Annotated in this window: 18 protein-coding genes; 5 read left to right on the top strand and 13 right to left on the bottom strand. The window is 68.3% G+C overall.

The annotated features are described in order from the left end of the window. The first annotated feature begins 43 nt into the window (after positions 1-43). Positions 44-397: an ArsR/SmtB family transcription factor gene (locus ACYU96_RS14690; protein WP_460754919.1), complete on the top strand. Its 354-nt coding sequence runs from the start codon at positions 44-46 to the stop codon at positions 395-397. Positions 398-472: 75 nt separating this feature from the next. Then, positions 473-1,429 (top strand): arsenate-mycothiol transferase ArsC, encoded by a 957-nt coding sequence (locus tag ACYU96_RS14695; protein ID WP_460754922.1) that lies wholly within the window; start codon positions 473-475, stop codon positions 1,427-1,429. An 8-nt stretch (positions 1,430-1,437) separates the two neighbouring features. Here ACYU96_RS14695 and ACYU96_RS14700 read toward each other — a convergent pair whose 3' ends face one another. The 5 genes from ACYU96_RS14700 to ACYU96_RS14720 form a co-directional block, all read right to left on the bottom strand. Next, on the bottom strand, positions 1,438-2,124 hold the full coding sequence (locus tag ACYU96_RS14700; RefSeq protein ID WP_460754925.1) for a winged helix-turn-helix domain-containing protein: 687 nt from the start codon (positions 2,122-2,124) through the stop codon (positions 1,438-1,440). A gap of 83 nt (positions 2,125-2,207) precedes the next feature. Continuing rightward, on the bottom strand, positions 2,208-3,005 hold the full coding sequence (pstB, locus tag ACYU96_RS14705) for a phosphate ABC transporter ATP-binding protein PstB (protein WP_460755870.1): 798 nt from the start codon (positions 3,003-3,005) through the stop codon (positions 2,208-2,210). A gap of 154 nt (positions 3,006-3,159) precedes the next feature. Further along, positions 3,160-4,083, bottom strand: coding sequence for a phosphate ABC transporter permease PstA (pstA, locus tag ACYU96_RS14710; RefSeq protein ID WP_460754929.1), 924 nt, complete (start codon positions 4,081-4,083; stop codon positions 3,160-3,162). Further along, positions 4,080-5,036 carry a phosphate ABC transporter permease subunit PstC gene (pstC, locus tag ACYU96_RS14715; RefSeq protein ID WP_460754932.1) on the bottom strand — a complete coding sequence of 319 codons (957 nt, stop codon included), beginning with the start codon at positions 5,034-5,036 and terminating at the stop codon, positions 4,080-4,082. Before pstC ends, pstA begins: the two co-directional genes overlap by 4 nt. A gap of 72 nt (positions 5,037-5,108) precedes the next feature. Then, positions 5,109-6,077, bottom strand: coding sequence for a PstS family phosphate ABC transporter substrate-binding protein (locus ACYU96_RS14720; protein WP_460754935.1), 969 nt, complete (start codon positions 6,075-6,077; stop codon positions 5,109-5,111). 668 nt (positions 6,078-6,745) lie between these two features. On the opposite strand from ACYU96_RS14720, the gene ACYU96_RS14725 reads away from it, so the two are divergent. Further along, complete coding sequence (locus ACYU96_RS14725) at positions 6,746-7,516, top strand: polysaccharide lyase family 7 protein (protein ID WP_460754938.1); 771 nt, start codon at positions 6,746-6,748, stop codon at positions 7,514-7,516. A gap of 75 nt (positions 7,517-7,591) precedes the next feature. Here the strand turns inward: ACYU96_RS14725 and ACYU96_RS14730 are convergent, their stop codons facing one another. From ACYU96_RS14730 to ACYU96_RS14765, 8 genes are all read right to left on the bottom strand, one after another. Continuing rightward, positions 7,592-8,773 (bottom strand): MFS transporter, encoded by a 1,182-nt coding sequence (locus ACYU96_RS14730; RefSeq protein ID WP_460754940.1) that lies wholly within the window; start codon positions 8,771-8,773, stop codon positions 7,592-7,594. After that, positions 8,770-9,429: a hypothetical protein gene (locus tag ACYU96_RS14735; RefSeq protein ID WP_460754943.1), complete on the bottom strand. Its 660-nt coding sequence runs from the start codon at positions 9,427-9,429 to the stop codon at positions 8,770-8,772. The genes ACYU96_RS14730 and ACYU96_RS14735 overlap by 4 nt, the downstream gene beginning before the upstream one ends. Then, a complete protein-coding gene (locus tag ACYU96_RS14740) occupies positions 9,426-11,408 on the bottom strand; it encodes a DUF4962 domain-containing protein (protein WP_460754946.1) in 1,983 nt (660 codons plus the stop codon). Before ACYU96_RS14740 ends, ACYU96_RS14735 begins: the two co-directional genes overlap by 4 nt. Next, a complete protein-coding gene (locus ACYU96_RS14745; RefSeq protein WP_460754949.1) occupies positions 11,405-13,153 on the bottom strand; it encodes a heparinase II/III domain-containing protein in 1,749 nt (582 codons plus the stop codon). The genes ACYU96_RS14740 and ACYU96_RS14745 overlap by 4 nt, the downstream gene beginning before the upstream one ends. Then, positions 13,150-13,914, bottom strand: coding sequence for an SDR family NAD(P)-dependent oxidoreductase (locus ACYU96_RS14750; protein ID WP_460754951.1), 765 nt, complete (start codon positions 13,912-13,914; stop codon positions 13,150-13,152). The genes ACYU96_RS14745 and ACYU96_RS14750 overlap by 4 nt, the downstream gene beginning before the upstream one ends. A gap of 26 nt (positions 13,915-13,940) precedes the next feature. Continuing rightward, positions 13,941-14,759: a carbohydrate ABC transporter permease gene (locus ACYU96_RS14755; protein WP_460754954.1), complete on the bottom strand. Its 819-nt coding sequence runs from the start codon at positions 14,757-14,759 to the stop codon at positions 13,941-13,943. A 131-nt stretch (positions 14,760-14,890) separates the two neighbouring features. Beyond that, the gene (locus ACYU96_RS14760) at positions 14,891-15,814 is read right to left on the bottom strand and encodes a carbohydrate ABC transporter permease (protein WP_460754956.1); all 924 of its coding nucleotides are present in this window, start codon (positions 15,812-15,814) and stop codon (positions 14,891-14,893) included. Positions 15,815-15,885: 71 nt separating this feature from the next. Further along, positions 15,886-17,190 carry an ABC transporter substrate-binding protein gene (locus ACYU96_RS14765; protein WP_460754959.1) on the bottom strand — a complete coding sequence of 435 codons (1,305 nt, stop codon included), beginning with the start codon at positions 17,188-17,190 and terminating at the stop codon, positions 15,886-15,888. A gap of 121 nt (positions 17,191-17,311) precedes the next feature. On the opposite strand from ACYU96_RS14765, the gene ACYU96_RS14770 reads away from it, so the two are divergent. Beyond that, positions 17,312-18,463: a LacI family DNA-binding transcriptional regulator gene (locus tag ACYU96_RS14770; RefSeq protein WP_460754961.1), complete on the top strand. Its 1,152-nt coding sequence runs from the start codon at positions 17,312-17,314 to the stop codon at positions 18,461-18,463. 48 nt (positions 18,464-18,511) lie between these two features. After that, positions 18,512-19,393, top strand: a complete 882-nt coding sequence (locus ACYU96_RS14775) for a hypothetical protein (RefSeq protein ID WP_460754964.1) — start codon at positions 18,512-18,514, stop codon at positions 19,391-19,393. Positions 19,394-19,441 lie beyond the last annotated feature (48 nt).

Below are 19,441 nucleotides of genomic sequence, written 5' to 3' on the forward strand. Positions count from 1 at the left end.
GACAACCGATAGATGATGATGCATCGCACGGTATTCTCGGCGGGTGAGCAACCCTGCCGCCCGGGCCACGCCCCCGAGCCCGGAACCGGCCCGTGGCGTCCAGCCGGCGCTCCGGTCCGCGCTGAGCCGGGAACAGGCCGAGGGGACGGCGGCCCTGCTGCGCGTGGTCTCGGACCCCACACGGCTGCAGCTCCTCTCGCTCATCCACCACAGCGAGGAAGGACGCGCACGGGTAGCCGACCTGACGCGCGTGCTGGGGCTGCGGCAGCCCACCGTGTCCCACCACCTCAAGGTCATGAACGAGGCTGGTGTCCTGTCTCGCGACCCGGTGGGACGCGAGGTCTGGTATGCGATCGTGCCGGACCGTCTGGACGCCATCGCCGACCTGCTGCGTTGACCAGCGCCATGACAGGCGTCGTTGCTCATGACCATCCGGGTACGACATGATCGCGCCCACTGCCGAGGAGCGCGTGTGACCGACCTCGACCTGCTCGCCGCCCAGACTGCGACGATGGCCGATCCCGACCGCCTGCGCCTGTTCGCGCTCGCCCTCACCGACCCCGCCGGACAGCCGACGGCGAAACAGCTCGCCGGACCCGCCGGCTCGGTGGAGGCCGTCGTCGAGCATCTCGAGGCGATGGCCGATGTCTGGCTCCTGGCACGTATCGGCAGCCCTGATGCACCTGGATACCGGCCCACGCCGGACGCGATCGTACGGTTCGGCGGGGCGGCGATCGGAACGCCGCCCCGTACGGGCGCCCCCGTGACGGAACCGGCCGACCACCAACATCTGCTCGACAGGATCATCGACGAGCTCACCGACCGATTCGCCGACGCGTTCGGGCGCGAGACGGTGAGACGCTTCGTCACGGAGAGCTACACCCTCCTTGCGTCCCGCGCTTCCGTCCAGCAGTTCCTGCCCGCGCTCACGGCCCGCTTCTCGGCCGACCGCCTCACTGCGCTCGCCACCCCGTACGCCGACGGTGTGCGCCATGACATCGGGGCGCCGTCCAGCCTCGCCACGCAACCCGACGTGCTCTTCGTCTGCACGCACAACGCCGGACGATCCCAGATCGCAGGCGCCGTGCTGCGCTCGATGGCGGGCGGCCGCGTGCGTGTCCGCACTGCGGGTACCGCACCCTCCGGCCCGCTGGACCGGGGTGTACGGGCCGAGCTCGACCGTCGTGGCCTGGGCGGACTCGCCGAGCTGCCACGACCACTGACGGACGAGGTGGTGCGTGCTTCCAGCGTGGTCGTGACGATGGGGTGCGGCGACGCCTGCCCGGTTCTGCCCGGACGGCGCTACCTGGACTGGCCGCTCGACGACCCCGCCGGGCAGCCGCCCGCGAAGGTGCGGCGCATCGTGGACGAGATCACGGAACGCGTCCGTGGGCTCCTCGACGCGATTTCGCCGTCCGAAATCTCATAGTTGTACGTCTATGTTTTCGAGGAGAACTCGGCCGCCCCCGCGACCACGGCCGAGTCCAGCCGGTATCCCACACCTCGTACGGTGTGCACGGCTCCCGCGATCCCGTACGACTCGAGCTTGCGACGCAACCGGGAGACCGCGGCGATCAGGACGGCCTCGGGATCTGCGGAATCCGGCGCCACCGCACGCCTGAGGAGGTCGCGCGGCACCACATGGTCGGCCCGCACCGCAAGTCCGTGCAGCAGGACGAACTCGAGCACGCTCAGGTCGATGCCGTGCCCGTGAAGGTGCACGTCCAGGGTTGCGGCATCGAGGCACAGCGCGCCCACACGCACGACCGGTGGGGGCAGAGGGGCGGGGCGGACCTCGTGGAACGCTGCCGCGACCGCGTCGGCCGTATAGGGCCGCGTCAGGAGCGGACGTGCGCCGGCGACGATCGCGGGGCCGATCGTGTCCGTCTCCCCCGCCGCGTGGGCCACGACAACAGGGATGTCGAGCTCGGCGCGAGCCGCGCCGACGACCGTGACGAGCAGATCCGTACCGAGCGCGGCCGACAGCACCAGCACGTTCATGCTTCCCGCGTCCAGGCGTGTGAGTGCTCGCAGCACGTCCGCGTAGACGTGCAGACCGATACCCCGCTCACGGAGCCGGGCAGTGAGGCCCCCTTCGTCGCGCAGGTCTGGATCGACCAGCACGACGACCCCTTCAGCAAGTTGATTCCGGTGACGCGGAACGGCGGGCGCACGCTCCGGCATGATCGCGACCATGTGTCTTCCTGTCAGCCGAACCGGCCCGAGATGTAGTCCTCGGTGCGCCGGTCGGTCGGGCTCTCGAAGATCTTCGTGGTCCGGTCGAACTCGACCAGGGCGCCGGTTCGGTCGCCGGTCTCGCTCTTCTGCTGGACGCTGAAGAAGGCCGTGCGGTCCGAGACCCGTGCCGCTTGCTGCATGTTGTGGGTCACGATGATGATCGTGTAGCGGTTCCTGAGCTCCGCCATCAGTTCTTCGATCTTCAGTGTGGCGATGGGGTCCAGGGCGGAGCACGGCTCGTCCATGAGGACGACGTCGGGCATGGTGGCGATGGCGCGGGCGATGCACAGGCGCTGCTGCTGGCCGCCGGACAGGCCGTTGGCGTTCTGCTTGAGCTTGTCCTTGACCTCGTCCCACAGCGCCGCGCCGGTCAGGGCCTGCTCGACGAGGTCGTCCATGCTCTCGACCTTCATGCCGGTGACCCGGGGGCCGTAGGCGACGTTGTCGTAGATCGACTTGGGGAACGGGTTCGGCTTCTGGAAGACCATGCCGATCCGGCGGCGTACCTCGATCGGGTCGACCCGGTCACCGTAGATGTCCAGACCGTGATAACTCACGGTGCCGGTCACCCGCGCGGTCGGGATCAGGTCGTTCATCCGGTTCAGGCACCGCAGCACCGTTGATTTTCCGCATCCCGACGGGCCGATCAGGGCAGTGATCTCGTTCTTCCCGAACGACAGGTCGACGTCGGTCACAGCGTGGAAGCTGCCGTAGTGCACGTTGAGCTTGTCGGTGACGAACACCGGCTCGGGCGGAACGTCCACCATGCTCGCGTCCCGGGTAGCGAGCTGCGTCTCGGGCACCGCACCGTGGCGGGCGTCCTGGCCGGCACGGGGCTGGGCGGTCCGGGTCAGGCCTGGCTCGCTCTGGTCGGTTTCGGTCTGGTCGGTCATGGGAGGCAACCTCTTTCGGGAGTCCGGTTCACGATTCAGGCGAGAATCGCGCCCGGAGCCAGATGGCGACGGAGTTCATCAGGAGCAGCAGCGCGACCAGGACGAGGCAGCCGGCGGCGGCGAGGACACGAAACTCTTCCTGCGGACGAACGACCCACTGGAAGATCTGGACAGGAATGGCCGTGTAGCGGCCGTCGAACGGCCCGTTCGGGAGGAACTGCACGAAGGTCGTCGCCCCCACCAGGAGCAGCGGAGCCGTCTCGCCGATCGCTCGGGACATCGCCAGGATGGTCCCCGTGAGGATCCCGGGGACGGAGGTGGGAAGCACCTGGTGCCACACGGTCTGCCATTTCGTGGCGCCCAGCCCGATCGACGCCTGACGCAGCGTGCTGGGCACGGCACGGATCGCCTCGCGCGCCGCGATGATCACGGTGGGCAGGACCAGCATGGTGAGCGTGAGCGAACCTGCGAACGCCACCGGTCCGAGCGCCAGAGGCGATCGCACGACGAAAGCCAGTCCCAGGATGCCGAAGACGATTGACGGGACCGCGGCGAGGTTCTGGATGACGACCTCGATGGCCCGGTTCCACCACCGGTCGTTGTCCGCGTACTCCTCCAGGTACAGCGCTGCGCTCACCCCCAGAGGGACCACGGTGACCAGCACGCCGACCATGATCCACACCGTGCCGACGATCGCGGGGAGGAACCCTGCCGTGTCCAGGTTGATGGTCGACGGCATCTGCGTGAACAGGTGCAGGTCCAGCCGCGGCCACCCGCGCCACGTGACGTAGGCGAGCAGCGTCACGAGCATGGCGACGCCCAGCACGATGCACAGCAGCAGGACGGCCCGGAACAGTTCACCGGGGACGTCGACCCCTCGCTTCTCCAGGCGGATCGAAGTGTCCCGCACCTCTCGGACCGCGGTCCGGGTGCGTACTGACTGGCGGCTCATTCGTAGACCTCTCGGAACTTCCGGACCAGGGCGATGCTGATCAGATTGACGATCAGGGTGATCACGAACAGCAGGGCACCGACGGCGAAGATCGAGTAGTACGTGGTCGTGCCGTAGGCGATCTCGCCGGTGGAGGTACGGCCGATGAAGGCCGTCATGGTGAACGCGCCGTCGTTGGGCCAGATCGACAGGTTCGCGATGGCTCCGGCGGCCAGGAGCACGACGATCGTCTCGCCGATCGCGCGGGACAGCCCGAGCACGAAAGAGGCGACGATCCCGGACAGCGCGCCGGGGACGACCACGCGGGTCGCCACCTGCATCCGAGTGCTGCCCAACCCGTAGGCCGCCTCACGCAGGCCACGCGGGATGGCGGCCATGGCGTCCTGCGACACCGAGGCGACGGTGGGGATGATCATGATGCCGAGCACCAGCCCGGCCGCCAGGATGAACTGCGTGCCCGGCTCCTCGCCGAGCTGTCCCGGCAGCCAGGTCCACCAGTTGTCCTTCAGCAGCGGGGCGACGAAGGCCACGGCGAAGAAGCCGTAGACGACGGTGGGGATTCCCTCCAGCACCTCCAGCAGCGGCTTGAGCACCTGGCGCGCCCGGAAGCTCGCGTACTCGTTCATGTAGATCGCGGCGCCCAGCCCGGCGGGCAGGGCGATGACGCATGAGTAGAGCACCGCCGCGCCGGTACCGGCCAGGAGGCGCAGCACCCCGAACTCGGGATCAGCCTGCGTCGGCGTCCACCGGGCGGTCGAGAAGAACTCGGTGACCGAGACGAACCTGAAGAACTCGGCCGCCGGCTCCAAGAGGGCGACGACGATACCGACGGTGATCAGAACTGCGGCGAGCGCGGCCAGGAACAGCCACGCCACGATCGCCCTCTCACCGATGCGCCGGCTCTGCGGCTCGAGCGACAGTCCAGCAGGGTGGTCGGCCGTTGAGGAAGCCATATCGAGTAGTTCCTGCCTTTCAGCGGGTACAGCCTGAGGCGCACCCGCTTGCGGGTGCGCCTCAGGCACGCATCACATGGTCAGCTCAGCGAGGGCGTCGGTGGCGACCTGCTCCTGGTCCGGGTTCAGCGGGATGAACCCGGCCGTCCCTGCGATCTCCGACTGGTTCTCGATGTAGAACTCGACGAAGGCGACGACCTCGGGCTTCTCCAGCCCGGCGTCCGAGGGGTAGAGGTAGAGTTGGCGGCCCAGCGGGTTGTAGGAACCGTCCATGACGGTCTCCTCCGACGGGGCCACGCACTCGCCGGCCTCGTTCTCGATCTCGATCGCCTCGATGGAGTCGCCCGCCTCGTTCACGAACGAGAGCGGGATGTAACCCGTGGCGCCTGTGGTACCAGCCACACCCTGGACCGCGGCGTTGTCGTCCTCGCCGATGTCGTTGTAGTCGGGCGTGATCGCGCCGTCCTCACCGTTGATCTCCTCGGTGAAGTAGCCGAACGTCCCGGAGTCGGTACCCGGGCCGTAGAGGGTGATCTCCTCGTCGGGGAAGCCGTCGCGGACGTCGGACCAGTTGGTGACCGGCTCGTCCGGGCGCCACATGGACGAGACCTCGTCGACGGTGAGGCACTCGGCCCAGTCGTTCTCGGGATTGACCGCCACGGCAAGACCGTCGTTGGCGACACCCAGTTCCGCGTAGGAGACACCGGCCCCGTCGCAGACCGCCGCCTCCTCGTCCTTGATCGTGCGGGACGCCTCGGAGATGTCCGTCTCCTGGTTGCAGAACTTCTCGAAGCCGCCGCCGGTACCGGAGACGCCGACGGAGACCTGGACGCCCGGGTGCTCGGCCATGAAGAGCTCGGCCGCGACCTCGGTCAGGGGGGCGACGGTCGACGATCCATCGATGACGACGGAGCCGGACAGCTCGCCGCCACCTTCGGTGGCTTCGCCACCAGAGGCTTCGGAGCCGCCGCACGCGGCGAGAGGGAACATGAGGCCCACGGCACCCGCGAGGGCAGCGGAGCGCTTGGGGAACTTGAACACGTGAGTGATCCCGTCTACTGGGAGGCGGGACGGATCCCGCCCATATGCCTGTCGGACAGCATTGATAGAACGGCATCTATGTGAACTCAGGATGAACCGGCGGCGAAGCCAGTACGGCAAATCGATCACGATCTATGATTCGACCGCTCCCCGTCGCCCCCCAGCGAACCCGCCGGAGGCTTCGCGGCCCGCCCAGGACCGCCTCGCGACACAGCGGTCGGCCACAGCGGCCACTGGCCGCGTGGCCCGTGCAGCCGATGTCGGCGGTGTGCCGATTGGCGACGCACGGAACCCTGATTGGTACAACGATAAACCATGATCTCCTGGTAGTGAGCGCCATCCGCTCGCGGAGGATCACCAGTCAAATCGGCTCAAGTTCGACACTCCTGCCCGAACTTCGTTGACACAGCACTCACTCCACCGCTAACTTGGCTCCATCGTTGGTGCATCGATGCACTAGCGATGGAGCCTCAGTGCCTCTCCGATGACGAAGGGAGCATCAGACTCACGGCTCCTGTACTGCGTGGTCGTCGCAGGTGAGATCACTCCGTACCAGCACCACTCCGCCCGGCCGTCCGGCGCGCCTCCTGGCGCGCCTCGGACGAACGGCGGCTCACCACGGACGACGCCGAATCCAGGGACAACAACCTGAGAGGAACCGCACGACGATGAGACTTCACCACAAGCGCGGACTCGCCGCCGCGATGCTGGCCACGGCCATGCTCGTGGGCGGCACGCTCACGATGGGCAGCAGCGCCGCGGCCGCCCCGCCCTGCGACTACCCGGCCCAGCAGCTGGACCTGGAGAACTGGAAGGTCACGCTGCCGACCGGTTCGTCCAGCTCGCCCACCGAGATCAAGCAGCCCGACCTCGAGACGTTCTCGGTGGCGCCCTGGTTCCAGGTCAACGCCAGGTGCACGGGAGTCCAGTTCCGGGCGGCAGTGAACGGGGTGACGACGTCGGGCTCCGGCTACCCGAGGTCCGAGCTCCGCGAGATGGCTGACGGCGGCACGGAACAGGCGTCGTGGTCCGCGACCTCCGGCACCCACACGATGGTCTTCCGGGAGGCTTTCAACCACCTTCCCGAGGACAAGCCGCACGTCGTCGGCGCGCAGATCCACGACGGCGACGACGACGTCACGGTGTTCCGGCTGGAAGGCACCAGCCTCTACGTCACCAAGGGCAACGACACCCACCACAAGCTGATCACCAGCGACTACCAGCTCAACACGGTGTTCGAGGGCAAGTTCGTCGTCAGCGGCGGACAGATCAAGGTCTACTACAACGGAGTCCTGCAGACGACGATCGCCCACACCAGCTCCGGCAACTACTTCAAGGCCGGCGGCTACACCCAGGCGAACTGCGGCAACTCCTCGCCGTGCAGCAGTTCCAACTACGGTCAGGTGAGCATCTACAAGCTGCAGGTCACCCACTCCTGACCTGACGCACGGTGGGCACGGAGCGGGCCCGGGCCCGCTCCGCGCCCACCGGTCTCACCCGGCACCCGCAGTTGATCATGCTCCGCCGGGGCGACCTCTTGCCCAGAGAACCGCCGCCACGACGGCACCGAGGGCGAAGAAGACGAACCACGTGCCCCGCGCCCAAGGTGCCTCCGAGCCAGCGAGCGTGTACAAGAGGCCGCCGGCCAGGTTGCCTGTCACGCCACCCAGCGCCTGTGCGAGGCCCATCGCACCGAAGTACGACGCCACGGCACGACCGTCGGCGAGCTCCGCGACGACGGCGTTCATCACGGGCTGCGACAGCATCTGCCCGACCGTGAAGACGAGCACTCCGGCGACCAGGCCCACCGCCGAGTCCCACAGGCCCATCACCGCCATACCTGTGCCCAGGGAGAGCGAACCCAACGCCAGCACCCTGGGTGCCGGAAGGCGCCGGGACATGTAGCCGGTCAGAGGCAGCATCGTGACCACCATGAACACGGCGGCGGCCGTGTAGACCGCGCCGACTCCGATCGCGCCGGGCAGCACATCCGCGGCGCGAACAGGAACCACCAGGTAGAGCTGGGTGACAAGCATCCACAGGGCAGCGACGACGACGAGATACCGGCGGAAGCCACTGTCCCGCAGCGCCTCACCGAACCGGGCGCGTCGGCTGTCTGCGGCAACGAGGGCTGCCGGAAGGCCCACCACCGTGAGGACGAACGCTGCGAGGAAGAGCCCGGCAGAGCCGAACGCCACCCACTGGAAGTCCGCCCCGGCGAGAAGCCCACCGAGCATCGGTCCGAGGACGAACCCGATGTTGGAGAACAGCTCTCGGGTCGAGTAGACCCGTACCGCGTCCCGGCCCACGGCGAGTGCCGAGTAGGCGGCATAGCTCGCGGGATGGAAGAGCGCTCCCCCGAGTCCCGCCAACACCGAGCCGACCACCAGCAGCGGGAGGCTGGAGACCGCGCCGAGCACGGCGAACCCCGCCGCGCGGACCAGCACACCGCCGGCGATCGCGCGCCGATACCCGATGCGGTCGGCGACCCACCCCGAGATCGGCATGACGCCGTTCTGGGCCGCGGATCGCAGCGCCGTCAGCGCCCCGACGACCACCACCGTCAGGCCGAGGTTCTGCAGATAGTGGTAGGCGAGCAGCGGAACCAGCATGTAGAACCCGACCGCCATCGTCAGGGTGTCGCCGTAGAGCACCCAGAGCGCGGTGCCGTGGGGCCGGGACCTCCCCCGGGTCACCGCCCGCCGTCCGCAGTGCCAGGACCCGTAGCCCGCGACGATCCCGTCGGCCAGGTCCGGACCGCGAGATATACCGGCGTCGAGAGGACGACGAACGGCGCGAGCGTGGGCAGGGCGAGTCCCGTGAACAGCACCGCTGCCGTCAGGAGCAGCAGCACGACGGTGCGACCCGGGTGACCGGCCGCACGTGCCGCCGCCGTCAGCAGCCAGCCGCGCATGGTGCCGTCTCGTTCGTGCGCCGCGGCGACCGGCACCAGCAGCAGCGTGAGCACGACGCCTGTGGCCACCGGTACCGTCGCACCGCCGATCAGGACGGCGAGCCCCGCCTCCTGCGTACCGAGTCGTGCCAGCAGGAACAGTGTGTCGACCGTGAGCAGACCGACGGCGACGCCCGCGACGATCCCCGCCCGCCAGGTACGCCGCCAGGTGGAGCGCATCTCTCGCAGCAAGGACGTCACGACGGCATCGTCGCCGTCGTCGTGCCAGGAGGCGAACGCGCGAGCGAGGGCGACGAGCACCGGCAGCAGCGTCACCCCCGGGAGTGCCAGGAGGAGGGCGACGACCCCGCCGAGTGCCAGGTTCGCAGGGACCATCAGGGCGCGAAGGACGCGCGTCTCCCATCGGGGAGGATGCTCGGGGTCCACCGTCATGCTCATTCCGCGGCGCCTACCGTGGCGCCCAGCGGCGTGACTCGTCCGGCGAAGCCCGGTCCGCGCGCATCTCCGCCCGAGGGTGTGCCCAGCTCGAGGTCGAGCGTCACCGACTCGCGGCTGCCGTTCCGTTCCAGGTGGACCGTCACCGTGTCTCCCGCCTCCTCGACGGATGTCTCGGCGTGCACGTCATCGTGCCAGGGACGCGGTTCCAGCACGGTCAGGAACCGGCCGTGCCTCACGGGCGCCGTCGAACGCCGCAGGGTGTGCAGGATCTTCTCGATGGCCAGGCTGGGTGTCGACGACGTCGGATTGGCGTGCACCGAGGTCGGGACCGACTCGACGTCCTCCGCGGCGTCCAGCGCCGCCACCAGCAGGCGTCCCGAGCCGGCGTCAGCGGTCCAGCGCCGATCGGCGTCGGCTCGCACCGGATGCTCGGTCTGCAGCAGGACCGTCCAGACGCGTGGCTCGCCGGCACGCAGATCGTCGAGAACCACCAGGTTGCCGCCCGGGGACATGACGAGATGCCGCCGCGCACGCTCCACCCCGAGCGCCGGGTGGTACATCGCCGACGTCTCGCTCACGGCGTGCACCCAGCCTCCTGCCAGCGTGGCGGTGAGGATCTCCGCCTGGTGCTCGTAGGCCAGGTCCTCGAACACGTGGTAGCGGTCCTCGTTGACGAATCCCTGCCCGTCGACCAGGACGGAGTTGTGGTGTGCCGTTCGCTTGCGCGACGAGTAGCCCTCGTCGAGCGCGAGGTAGGCGCCATGACCCAGCAGCGTGAACGAGCCCGAGTCGGGGTGGTGGTGCCCGGCGTTCAAGGTGGTCCAGCCCTTCTCCCGGCGGATGCGGTGCGCCGCGTCCCACGCCTTGTGCCCCCCACCGGGAGACGCCTTGAAGGACACCATCACGGCGTCGGCGTCCCACGAGGATCGGCCGACGACGAGGCCCAGGTCGCGGAACCAGCGACTGGCCGGCAGGCCGTACGGATCTTCGCTGGGCGCCTGCGGGTCGAACCAGAGCAGCTCCTGGTAGGCCTCGGCCCGCACCCCGGGGCGCACCCCGCTCTCGTAGGCCTCGCGCCAGAAGAAGCTGTCCGCCACCCTGTCCGCGAGCCACTGGCACTGCGGGATCCGGTACTCCGCCGCGAGCTTGTAGTACATCGCCACGGGGTGCCCGCTGCGCCGGTCGTGGCAGTCGCCGTGGTCGATGATCCGCTCGAGGTCCGGAGCGGCCTGGTAGAGGCGGTACCAGAATGTCTCGCGCAGGTAGTCGCTACGGGCGAACCAGTCGATGCCCTCCTCGGCCTTGAGCAGGTCGAGGTAGGCGACGATCCACGGAACGCCGTACCGCCAGTAGACGACGCCCTCGTTGTTGGAACCGTCCTCGGGGAGCATCGCCAGGACGGTGTCGAAGTTCTCCTTGGCCCGCTCCGTCCAGAGGGCCGCGGGCTCATGGTCGTCGCGGAGGGCATATCCGGCCGTCGCCAGGCCCGCGTAGCAGATCCAGTTGTGGTTCTGCCAGTAGGACGACGACCACCACCCGCCCTCGGACTCCACGGCGAACTCGTACAGGCGCGTGCCCTGCAGGATGAGCTTGTCGCGCAAAGCCTCTCGTTCTTCGGCCGGCAGGACGTCACCGGCCCAGGAGTACGCCTGGCCCAGACCGTGCAGCAGCCAGCCCGCGTCCAGGTCGTGGTCGGGCAGGTTGGCCCGTCCCCAGTGCGGGAAGGACAAGGACGGCACGAGCCAGCGGCGCAGCTCGCCGAGGTAGTGTTCCTGCCCCGTGAGGCGATAGGCCAGCGCCAGGTTCGCCGCTCCCGCACCCAGGTAGGTGATCGACGCCAGCGGATGCTCGGTGGGAAGGTCGAGGGAGGCCAGTCGCTCGCACTCGTCGAGGAGGCGCCGTAGCTGTGGCCTGCGCACGTCGCGGAGCTCGGCACGCAGCGTCTCCTCGCGGTCGGCGATCAGCAGAGGTCGGGTCACGATGCTCCCTCGATGGTCGTTCCCCCGTCAGGGGTGGTCAGGTGGAAAGTGACGCCGTCGGACGTCAGGTCGATGCGCAGCGGCAACGGTTCGGACGTCTGCTGGTACACCGACGCGAACACGGCGCGGGACCCCTGCGCGGTCCAGTCGGCGACCGAGTGAACCACCGCTGGATCGTCGGAAGGACCGCGGCCCGGCCTGGCTACGAGCACAGCGCCAGGCGAGGCAGCATGCGTGCCGTGCAACACGGCACCGTCGGCAGCAGTCCAGGTGGTCTCGGTGCGTCCCGGGGCGTGCCGGACGGCGAGCCCCACGGCGGGGCGCAGCCCGAGCACGATCTCGCGCGGCTCGTCGCAGTCGACGGTGACGACGTCGGTCACGACACCGTGGACCAGACGTACCGCCCGGCGCACCCGGACTCCGGGGTACGGATCCGCCGTCGTGACGACGAGGCCGGCTCGGGGGTCCCAGCGTTCGACTCGGCCCGTCGTGGGCTCCTGGTCGAGCCCGTCGATACCGACGGTGGGGTGGGCGACCGTCCGGGCGTAGTGCCCGCGACGCAGCGGGCTGGCATAGGGCGGGACTCCCGGCGCCGGCTGCCAGGGCGCGGAGCCATACAGGTACAGAGCGAGCTTGTCGTGGTGGCCGTGCGCGCCGCCGTGCGGGCCGGCGTCGACGATGGCCTGCAACGTGTCGGTGTCGTCGCGCAGCACGGCGTACCCGGCCGAGGCGAACAACGTACTCTGCCTCGTGGGAGCAGGCACCTGCACCGGTGGCCCGGAGAACCACTGCTGAAGCCGGCGATCGAGCCCGTCGTCGTCGGTGCCCAGGCGGGACCGGGCGAACCGCGCGACCGCCTCCAGACCGGTCGGGGTGAGGAGCCCCTGGGCCATCGCAGCCACCTCGAGCACCTCCTGGTGCGCGGAGACGCGGTCGTACGGGCCGTCGTGGATCGCCGGGAGGCCGCCGTCAGGCGCTGCGACCTCGGCAAGGACCCGCACCATCGCGGCAAGCCGCTCGATGGCACGGGCCGGGAGATCACCGGGGTCGACGTCCCGCAGCGCCAGCAGGTGCGCCCGGAGCACGAAGAGGTGGTAATAGGTGGAGCCCTCCCATTCCCAGCCCTCGTCGTCGATCGCGACCTCCAGGTGAGCCAGTGCGCGGCGGCTCCATGTGCCCGTCACCTCCTGCGCAGCACCGAGCGCGCGGGCGGTCAGCATCCCGGCCGCGCAGAGCCAGGCCGTGTAGTTGTTGCGCTCGTCCCGCCGCTCGTCGATGAGGACGCGGTATGACGTCTCGAAGGTGGCGTGCAGCCCCTCCAGCATGTCGTCCAGACCCGCCACGCGCGCCTCTGGCCCCAGCGCGAGCACAGCGTCGGCGATCTGGGCAGCCCACTGAGCCTCGGTGAGCGCCTGCGCGAACATCCGCCCGCGAAGCATCCAGGGCTCGGCGGACTCGTTCCAGCCCGGCCCGACCACGTCGGTGTAGACCTTCGTGATCTCATCGAGCAGGGTGACGGCGTCGGAACGACGCGCGGGGTCGTCCGCCCGGGCAAGCCGCCGCACCTCGCGGGCGTGCCGCTGGTGTTCGAGCGTGACCCACGCGGCGTCATAACGCTCGCCGGTGACGACGCACCCACGAGGACATCTGTGCCCCTCCGCGGCAGGTCCCTGCAGCTCGACGTCGTGCCCGGGGCAGACGTAGTCGTGCCACCAGCCCCCCGGCGCCGTGGGAACGATCGTCATCGGAAGTTGAGCCCCCCGTTGATGTCGAGCACCTGGCCCGTCATGTAGCCCGCGGCGTCCGATGCGAGGAACGTCGTCACGGCGGCGACGTCGTCGACGGTGCCCGCACGGCCGAGCGGGATGCCCGCCACGATGTTCGCCTGGGCCTCCGGTGGGGTGAAGGCGTCATGGAAGGGAGTGTCGCCGATGAAGCCGGGGGCGAGAGCGTTGACCGTGATGCCGTCCGTCGCGAGCTCCTTCGCGAGCCCGCGGGTGAACCCGACCACGCCGGCCTTCGCCGCCGCGTACGCGACGGAACCCGGTCCGCCGCCGTTCTCGGCGGCGAGAGATGCCATGGTCACCACCCGGCCGGCATCGCTCACCTGCAGGTGCTCGATGGCGGCACGGGTGACGTAGAAGGTGCTCGACACGTTGACGTTCCAGACCTGCGCCCAGTGCTCGTCGGTCATCTCGGCCACGGTCGCGCGACCGACCAGGTGACCGGCGTTGTTGACGAGGATGTCCAGGCCGCCGAGTGCGCCGACGGCGGCCTCGACGAGGGAGCACGCGGCGAGCGGATCGGTCAGGTCGCTCTTGACGGCGACGCTGCGGCGTCCCAGCGCCTGGATCTTCTCGACGATGTTCGCCGCGGCGTCGGCGCTGTTCGCGTAGTGGACGGCGACGTCCGCGCCGGCCTCGGCGAGCGCGAGAGCGAGAGCGGCGCCGATACCGTGGCCACTACCGGTGACGAGCGCGGTACGCCCGCTGAGTACGTGCTGCATGAATCCTCTTTCGTGGTTCGTCGAGCTCATTTGATGCCCGAGTTCGTGAATCCCTGGATGAAGTACTTCTGCGCCATGACGAACAGGAGCACCATCGGGACGGTCGCCAGGGTCGTACCGGCCATCAGGTAGTGCCAGGACGTGTTGTCGAGCTGTTGGAAGACTGCGAGCCCCACCTGGATGACCCGCAGTTCGTCCTTCGAGGTGACGAGCAGCGGCCACAGGAAGTTGTTCCAGCTCTCCTGGAAGGTGAGCAGCCCGACGGTCGCGACGGCAGGCTTGATCAACGGGGTGTAGATCTGGGCGAAGATGCGGAACTCGCCGAGGCCGTCGATGCGCGCCGCCTCCTCGAGCTCCTTGGGCAGCGACAGGTAGAACTGACGGAAGAGGAAGATCGACGTGGCGCTGAGACCACCTGGAATGATGAGGGCCCACCATGAGTTCAGCCACCCGATGCCACCTTGACCGAAGATGTCGTTGCCCCCGAAAAGGGGCATGAACTTGACGATCAGGAACTGCGGGACGATCTTCGTGTAAGTCGGGATCATCAGCATCGCCACCAGCGAAAGGAAGACGATCTCCCGGCCTCGGAAACGGATGCGGGCCAGCGAGTAGCCTGCCATCGAACCGATGACCAGCGTGATGAGTGTGTGGCCCGTCGCGATGATGAGGCTGTTGCGGAAGTAGATGTCGAACGGCGCGGCATCGAGTGCCTCCGAGTAGTTCGACCAGTGCCATTCCTGCGGGAAGAATGTCGGCGGGAACTGCGCGAGCTCTGCCGGTGACTTCACCGAGGTGAAGAGCATCCACACGAACGGCACGATCATCGTGATCGATCCGGCCATCAGGAGCACGTGCAACGTGACGCGCTGTCGGCGACGAGCGGCCCTGCGCCGTCGAACCGGCTCCGCGGGTAGCGCGTCGCTGAGGCCGGACCCCTCCGTGGCGCCCCGTTGTCGTGGTGTCATGAGCGCCATCAGTGCTCCTCTCGGGTCATGCGACGCCCGACGAGCGTCATGAGCAGCAGGAAGAGGAACAGGACGACGGACTGCGCCGAGGCCATCCCCATGCGGAACTCCTCGAACGCGGAGCGGTACACCTCGTAGGTCATCATCGTGGTCGAGTTGGCCGGGCCGCCGTCTGTCAGGACGTAGACCTGGTCGAACACCTGGAAGGCATTGATGATCGAGATCACCAGGACGAAGAAGGTGGCCGGCTTGAGCATCGGCAGAGTGATCGCGAAGAACTTGCGGACGGTCGAGGCTCCGTCGACGGACGCCGCCTCGTAGAGGCTCTCGTCGACGTTCTGCAACGCTGCGATATAGATGAGCATCTTGATACCGATCCCCTGCCAGGCTCCGACGAGGATGACCGACCACAGCGCCCAGTCCGGATCGGCGAGCCAGGCCTGCCCGGGGATTCCGACAAGGCCCAAGAACGCGTTGAGCAATCCCTGCTGCGGGTTGAAGATCCACAGCCAGACCATCGCGATCGCCACGGTCGCGGTGACCTGAGGCAGGAAGAACGCCGTGCGATACCACTTCTGCAAGCGCAACCCCTGGTTGAGGGCGACGGCGATGACCAGCGCGATCGCCATCGATACCGGGACGGTCCAGAAGGTGTAGACGATGGTGTTCCAGGTCGCCTTGCGGAACACGGGGTCCTGGACCAGCTCGACGTAGTTGCCGAGACCGATCCAGCGGGGCGGGGAGAACACGTTGTAGTCCGTGAACCCGAGGACCAACGTGGCGGCGACGGGAATCGCCGTCCACAGCCCGATGTGAAGGAGAGAGGGCGTGACCATGAGCCACCCCGTGCGCCGGAGCTTGCGCTCCGCGGGTGAGTATCGGCTTCGCCCGGGCGCGATGACCTGCCGGGCGGGCGTCTCGGTGCGTGACATGTCTCCTGCTTCGGTCGGAGGAGGCATCGGGGCGGGACAGCCCGCCCCGATGCTCCAAGCCGGTGCACTCGCTAGCGGTCCATCGCCGTCTGAACGAGAACGGCGAGGTCGTCGAGAGCAGCCTGTGGTTCCTCCTGGCCGAGGAGCGCGGACTCGATGGTGGGTGCGAAGTCATCGCGGACCTCGAGCCACTCGGCGGGCCCGCCTTCTCGCTTGGCGTGCTCCAGGTTCTCCATGGAGAACTGGACGAAGCGGTTCGATTCCACGTACTCGGAGTCGAGAAGCTCGGTGAGGGCGGGGACGTTTCCACGCTGTTCGTTGGCGGCGAGCGCCGGCTCCGGGCTCGCCAGGAACTCCAGGAGCGCCTGTGCCGCCTCCGGGTGCTGCGACGTCGCCGAACGAGTGGCGAGCGTGCCCCCGAAGAACATGCCGGGGACGTCGTCCTCGATGAGGAACGGCTCAAGGTTGTCGAGCATCTCCGGATCAGCGGCGAGACCTTGGGTCCAGAGGTTGTTGTGTGCGATCCCCATCGCTGCACGGCCGTTGAGGAGCGGGTTCACCGCCTCGTCCGTCGACGAGAAGCCGATGTCCTCGACCTCGTGCTCATTGATGAGGTCGGTCATCAGCTCCAGCGCGGCGACGCCCTCCGGGCCGTTGAACGCCGGTTCCGCGAGCTCCTCGTCGAACAGGTCCCCGCCGGCGGAGAAGAGCATCGTCTCGAAGACCTGACGGGAGTCGAGCGACAGCATGTCGAAGCCCGCGCGCTTCAGCGTCCCGTCGTCCTCCCGGACGGTGAGGGCTTCCGCCATCTCGGTGAGCTCTTCCCACGACTGCGGCGGTGCGTCGAACCCGGCCTCCTCCAGGAGGTCCATGCGGGCGACCCCGTAACGGGTGTCGAGCATGATCGGCACGGCGTAGACGCCGTTCTCCCAGGTTCCCGCGTCGACGATCTCCGGGGTGTACGACTCCAGCAGCACCTCCTCGGTCAGGCCGAGCTCCCCGAGGTCGGCCAGAAGCCCTCGCTCCGCGAAACCTTCGATCCAGCCGACACCCATCATCATGACGTCCGGCACCGCACCCGAGACCGCTGCCGTCGCCAGCTTCTCGTTGAGGTTGCCGTAGGTGGTGTAGTCCACGGACACCGTCACGTCCGGGTACTCCTCGTAGAACTGGGGCAGCAGCTCGTCCTCGAGAAGCTCCTGTCCTGCGGTGCCCTCGAAGATCGGCGTGAGCAACGTGATGTCCCCGGCCACACCTCCCTCCGCGGTGTCCGCGCCGGTGCCCGTACCCGAGCTGCAGGCCGAGATGCCCAGTGCGAGAGCAGCGATGGCGCCGGCGCACGCGATCCGTCGGCGGCCCTGACTCTTGGTGATCATCATTGATCCTTCACGTGTTGTAAGCAGGTTCCCGTCGGCCGCGTCGGCAACGGGTGCGGTGTAACGATGCACCAAGATAGCCACGGTTCTCCTCGGCGTCAACCACGCCGTCGCAAAGGGTTTGAACACCGACCGGGACTCCGCGACCGAGCAAGTAGTCCGGGTATCTGGGCTACGATGCTGCATCGATGCACATCCGTGCGTCACCACTGCTGATGTTGGAGGAAACGTGGCACGCGTGACGATCCAGCAGGTTGCCGCAGCCGCCGGAGTCTCGCCCAGCACGGTCTCGAATCTGTTGAACGGCCGGACGAACCGGATGGTCCCGGCTACCAAGGAGCGCATCGACCGCGCGATCGCAGATCTCGGATACCGGCCGAACCGCGCAGCGCGCCAGCTGCGCACCGGCCGGACGGAGACGATCGGACTCATCGTCCCGTCGGTCGGAAACCCCTTCTGGGGGGCGTTCGCCCGCGAGCTCGAGGTGGCGGCACTCGCCGTCGGGTGCAATGTGTTGCTGTGCAACAGCGAACGCGATCCGAGCCGGGAACGGCGGTACGTCGAGGAGCTCTGGGAGGACGGCGTGCGCGGGATCGTCCTGTGCTCCTCGCTGCCGAACCTGGACCACCTCGCGGACATCGTCCAACGCGGACTCCGGCTGGTGACGTTCGACCGGCCCGCACAGCCCGGGGATCCCGAGCAGGTCGTCAGCGTCAGCATCGACAACCACGTAGGTGGCTTTCTCGCGACCTCCCATCTGACCGACCTCGGCCATGAGCGGCTGGCCTTCGTGTCAGGATCGCTCGCGTCGGTCAATCGCACCGGACGGTTTCGAGGCTTCTGTTCCGCTCTGGAGGCAGCGGATCTTGACCTCGCAGCGATGCCGACGTGGACGGCCGGGAACACGGCGGCGTTCGGAGACGTCGAAGCAGCACAGGTGGGTCGACAGGCAGCCCACGATCTCTTCTCCACGGCGGGGGAGACACCTACGGGAGTCGTCGCGGTCAACGACATGACCGCTCTCGGTTTCTGCCGCGGCTTGCGCGACCAAGGACTACGAGTCGGGCGGGACGTCTCCGTGGTGGGGTTCGACGACATCGTTCTCGCCGACCTGTACGACCCGCCGCTCACCTCGGTCCGCCAACCGATCGCGCGGATGGCAAAGCTCAGCCTCGGCGAGGTGCTCGATGAGGGTGACCATGAGACCGGCCGGTCCGTGCTCCTGCGGCCGGAGCTCGTCGTGCGCGAATCCACGGCTGCGCCCCGCGGCTAGGCTCCGGCTGACCGATGCGGACAGCTTCACTCCGGAAGGGCCGGCGCCATGAGCGAGTACCAGTACTACGAGTTTCTCGCGGTCGACCGGCCGCTGACCGCCGAACAGCAGGCCGCGGTGCGAGCGCTGTCGACGCGCGCGCAGATCACGGCGACGTCGTTCCTGAACGAGTACCACTGGGGTGACTTCAAGGGCTCTCCGGACGAGCTGGTGCGCAAGTACTACGACCTGCACCTCTATCACGCGAACTGGGGCGCGCGGCGTCTGATGCTCAAGCTGCCGGCGATCACGTTGTCGGGTGTGGACCTCGACGCGTACCTGGTCGGCGAGCACATGGACGCCCGCCGGTCGCGGAAGAACGTGATCCTGGACCTGAGCTCCGACGTGGAGGACGGCTACTGGGACGACGACGAAGAATGGACGCTCGGGGCTTTCGCTGCGGTCCGGTCCGAGCTGATCGACGGTGACCTGCGGCCCCTGTATCTGATCTTCCTCACCGCGATCGGGGTGTGGGCCTACGACGAGGACGCTTTCGACTACGCCGACGAAGACCTTCAGGAACCGCCGGTCCCGGCAGGGCTGGGCGAGCTCTCCGGAGCCCAGCGGACACTGGTCGACTTCCTGCGCCTGGATGCCGACCTTCTGGCCGAGGCGGCGAGCAAGAGCCCGCCACGGACCGACGTCGGACAATCTGACCTGCGCGAATGGATCGCGAGCATTCCGGTCAAGGCCAAGGACGACGCCCTGGCCAGGTTGCTGGCCGGCGATCATGCTGCCGCGCGGGCCGGGTTGTTGCGCCGGCGCGAGGGCGCGGTGACCGGTCGCGCCGCGGCAGGGACACGAACGATCGGGCAGCTGCTCGACGACGCCGCCAAGCGCAGGACGACGCGTGAGGAGGGTCACGCCCCAGGGACCGACGACGCTCGGTGATCCTCGTCTGCCGCCTCGGCAACGGCTTCACCAGCGCGATCAGCCGAG

The organism is Myceligenerans cantabricum (assembly GCF_054777735.1).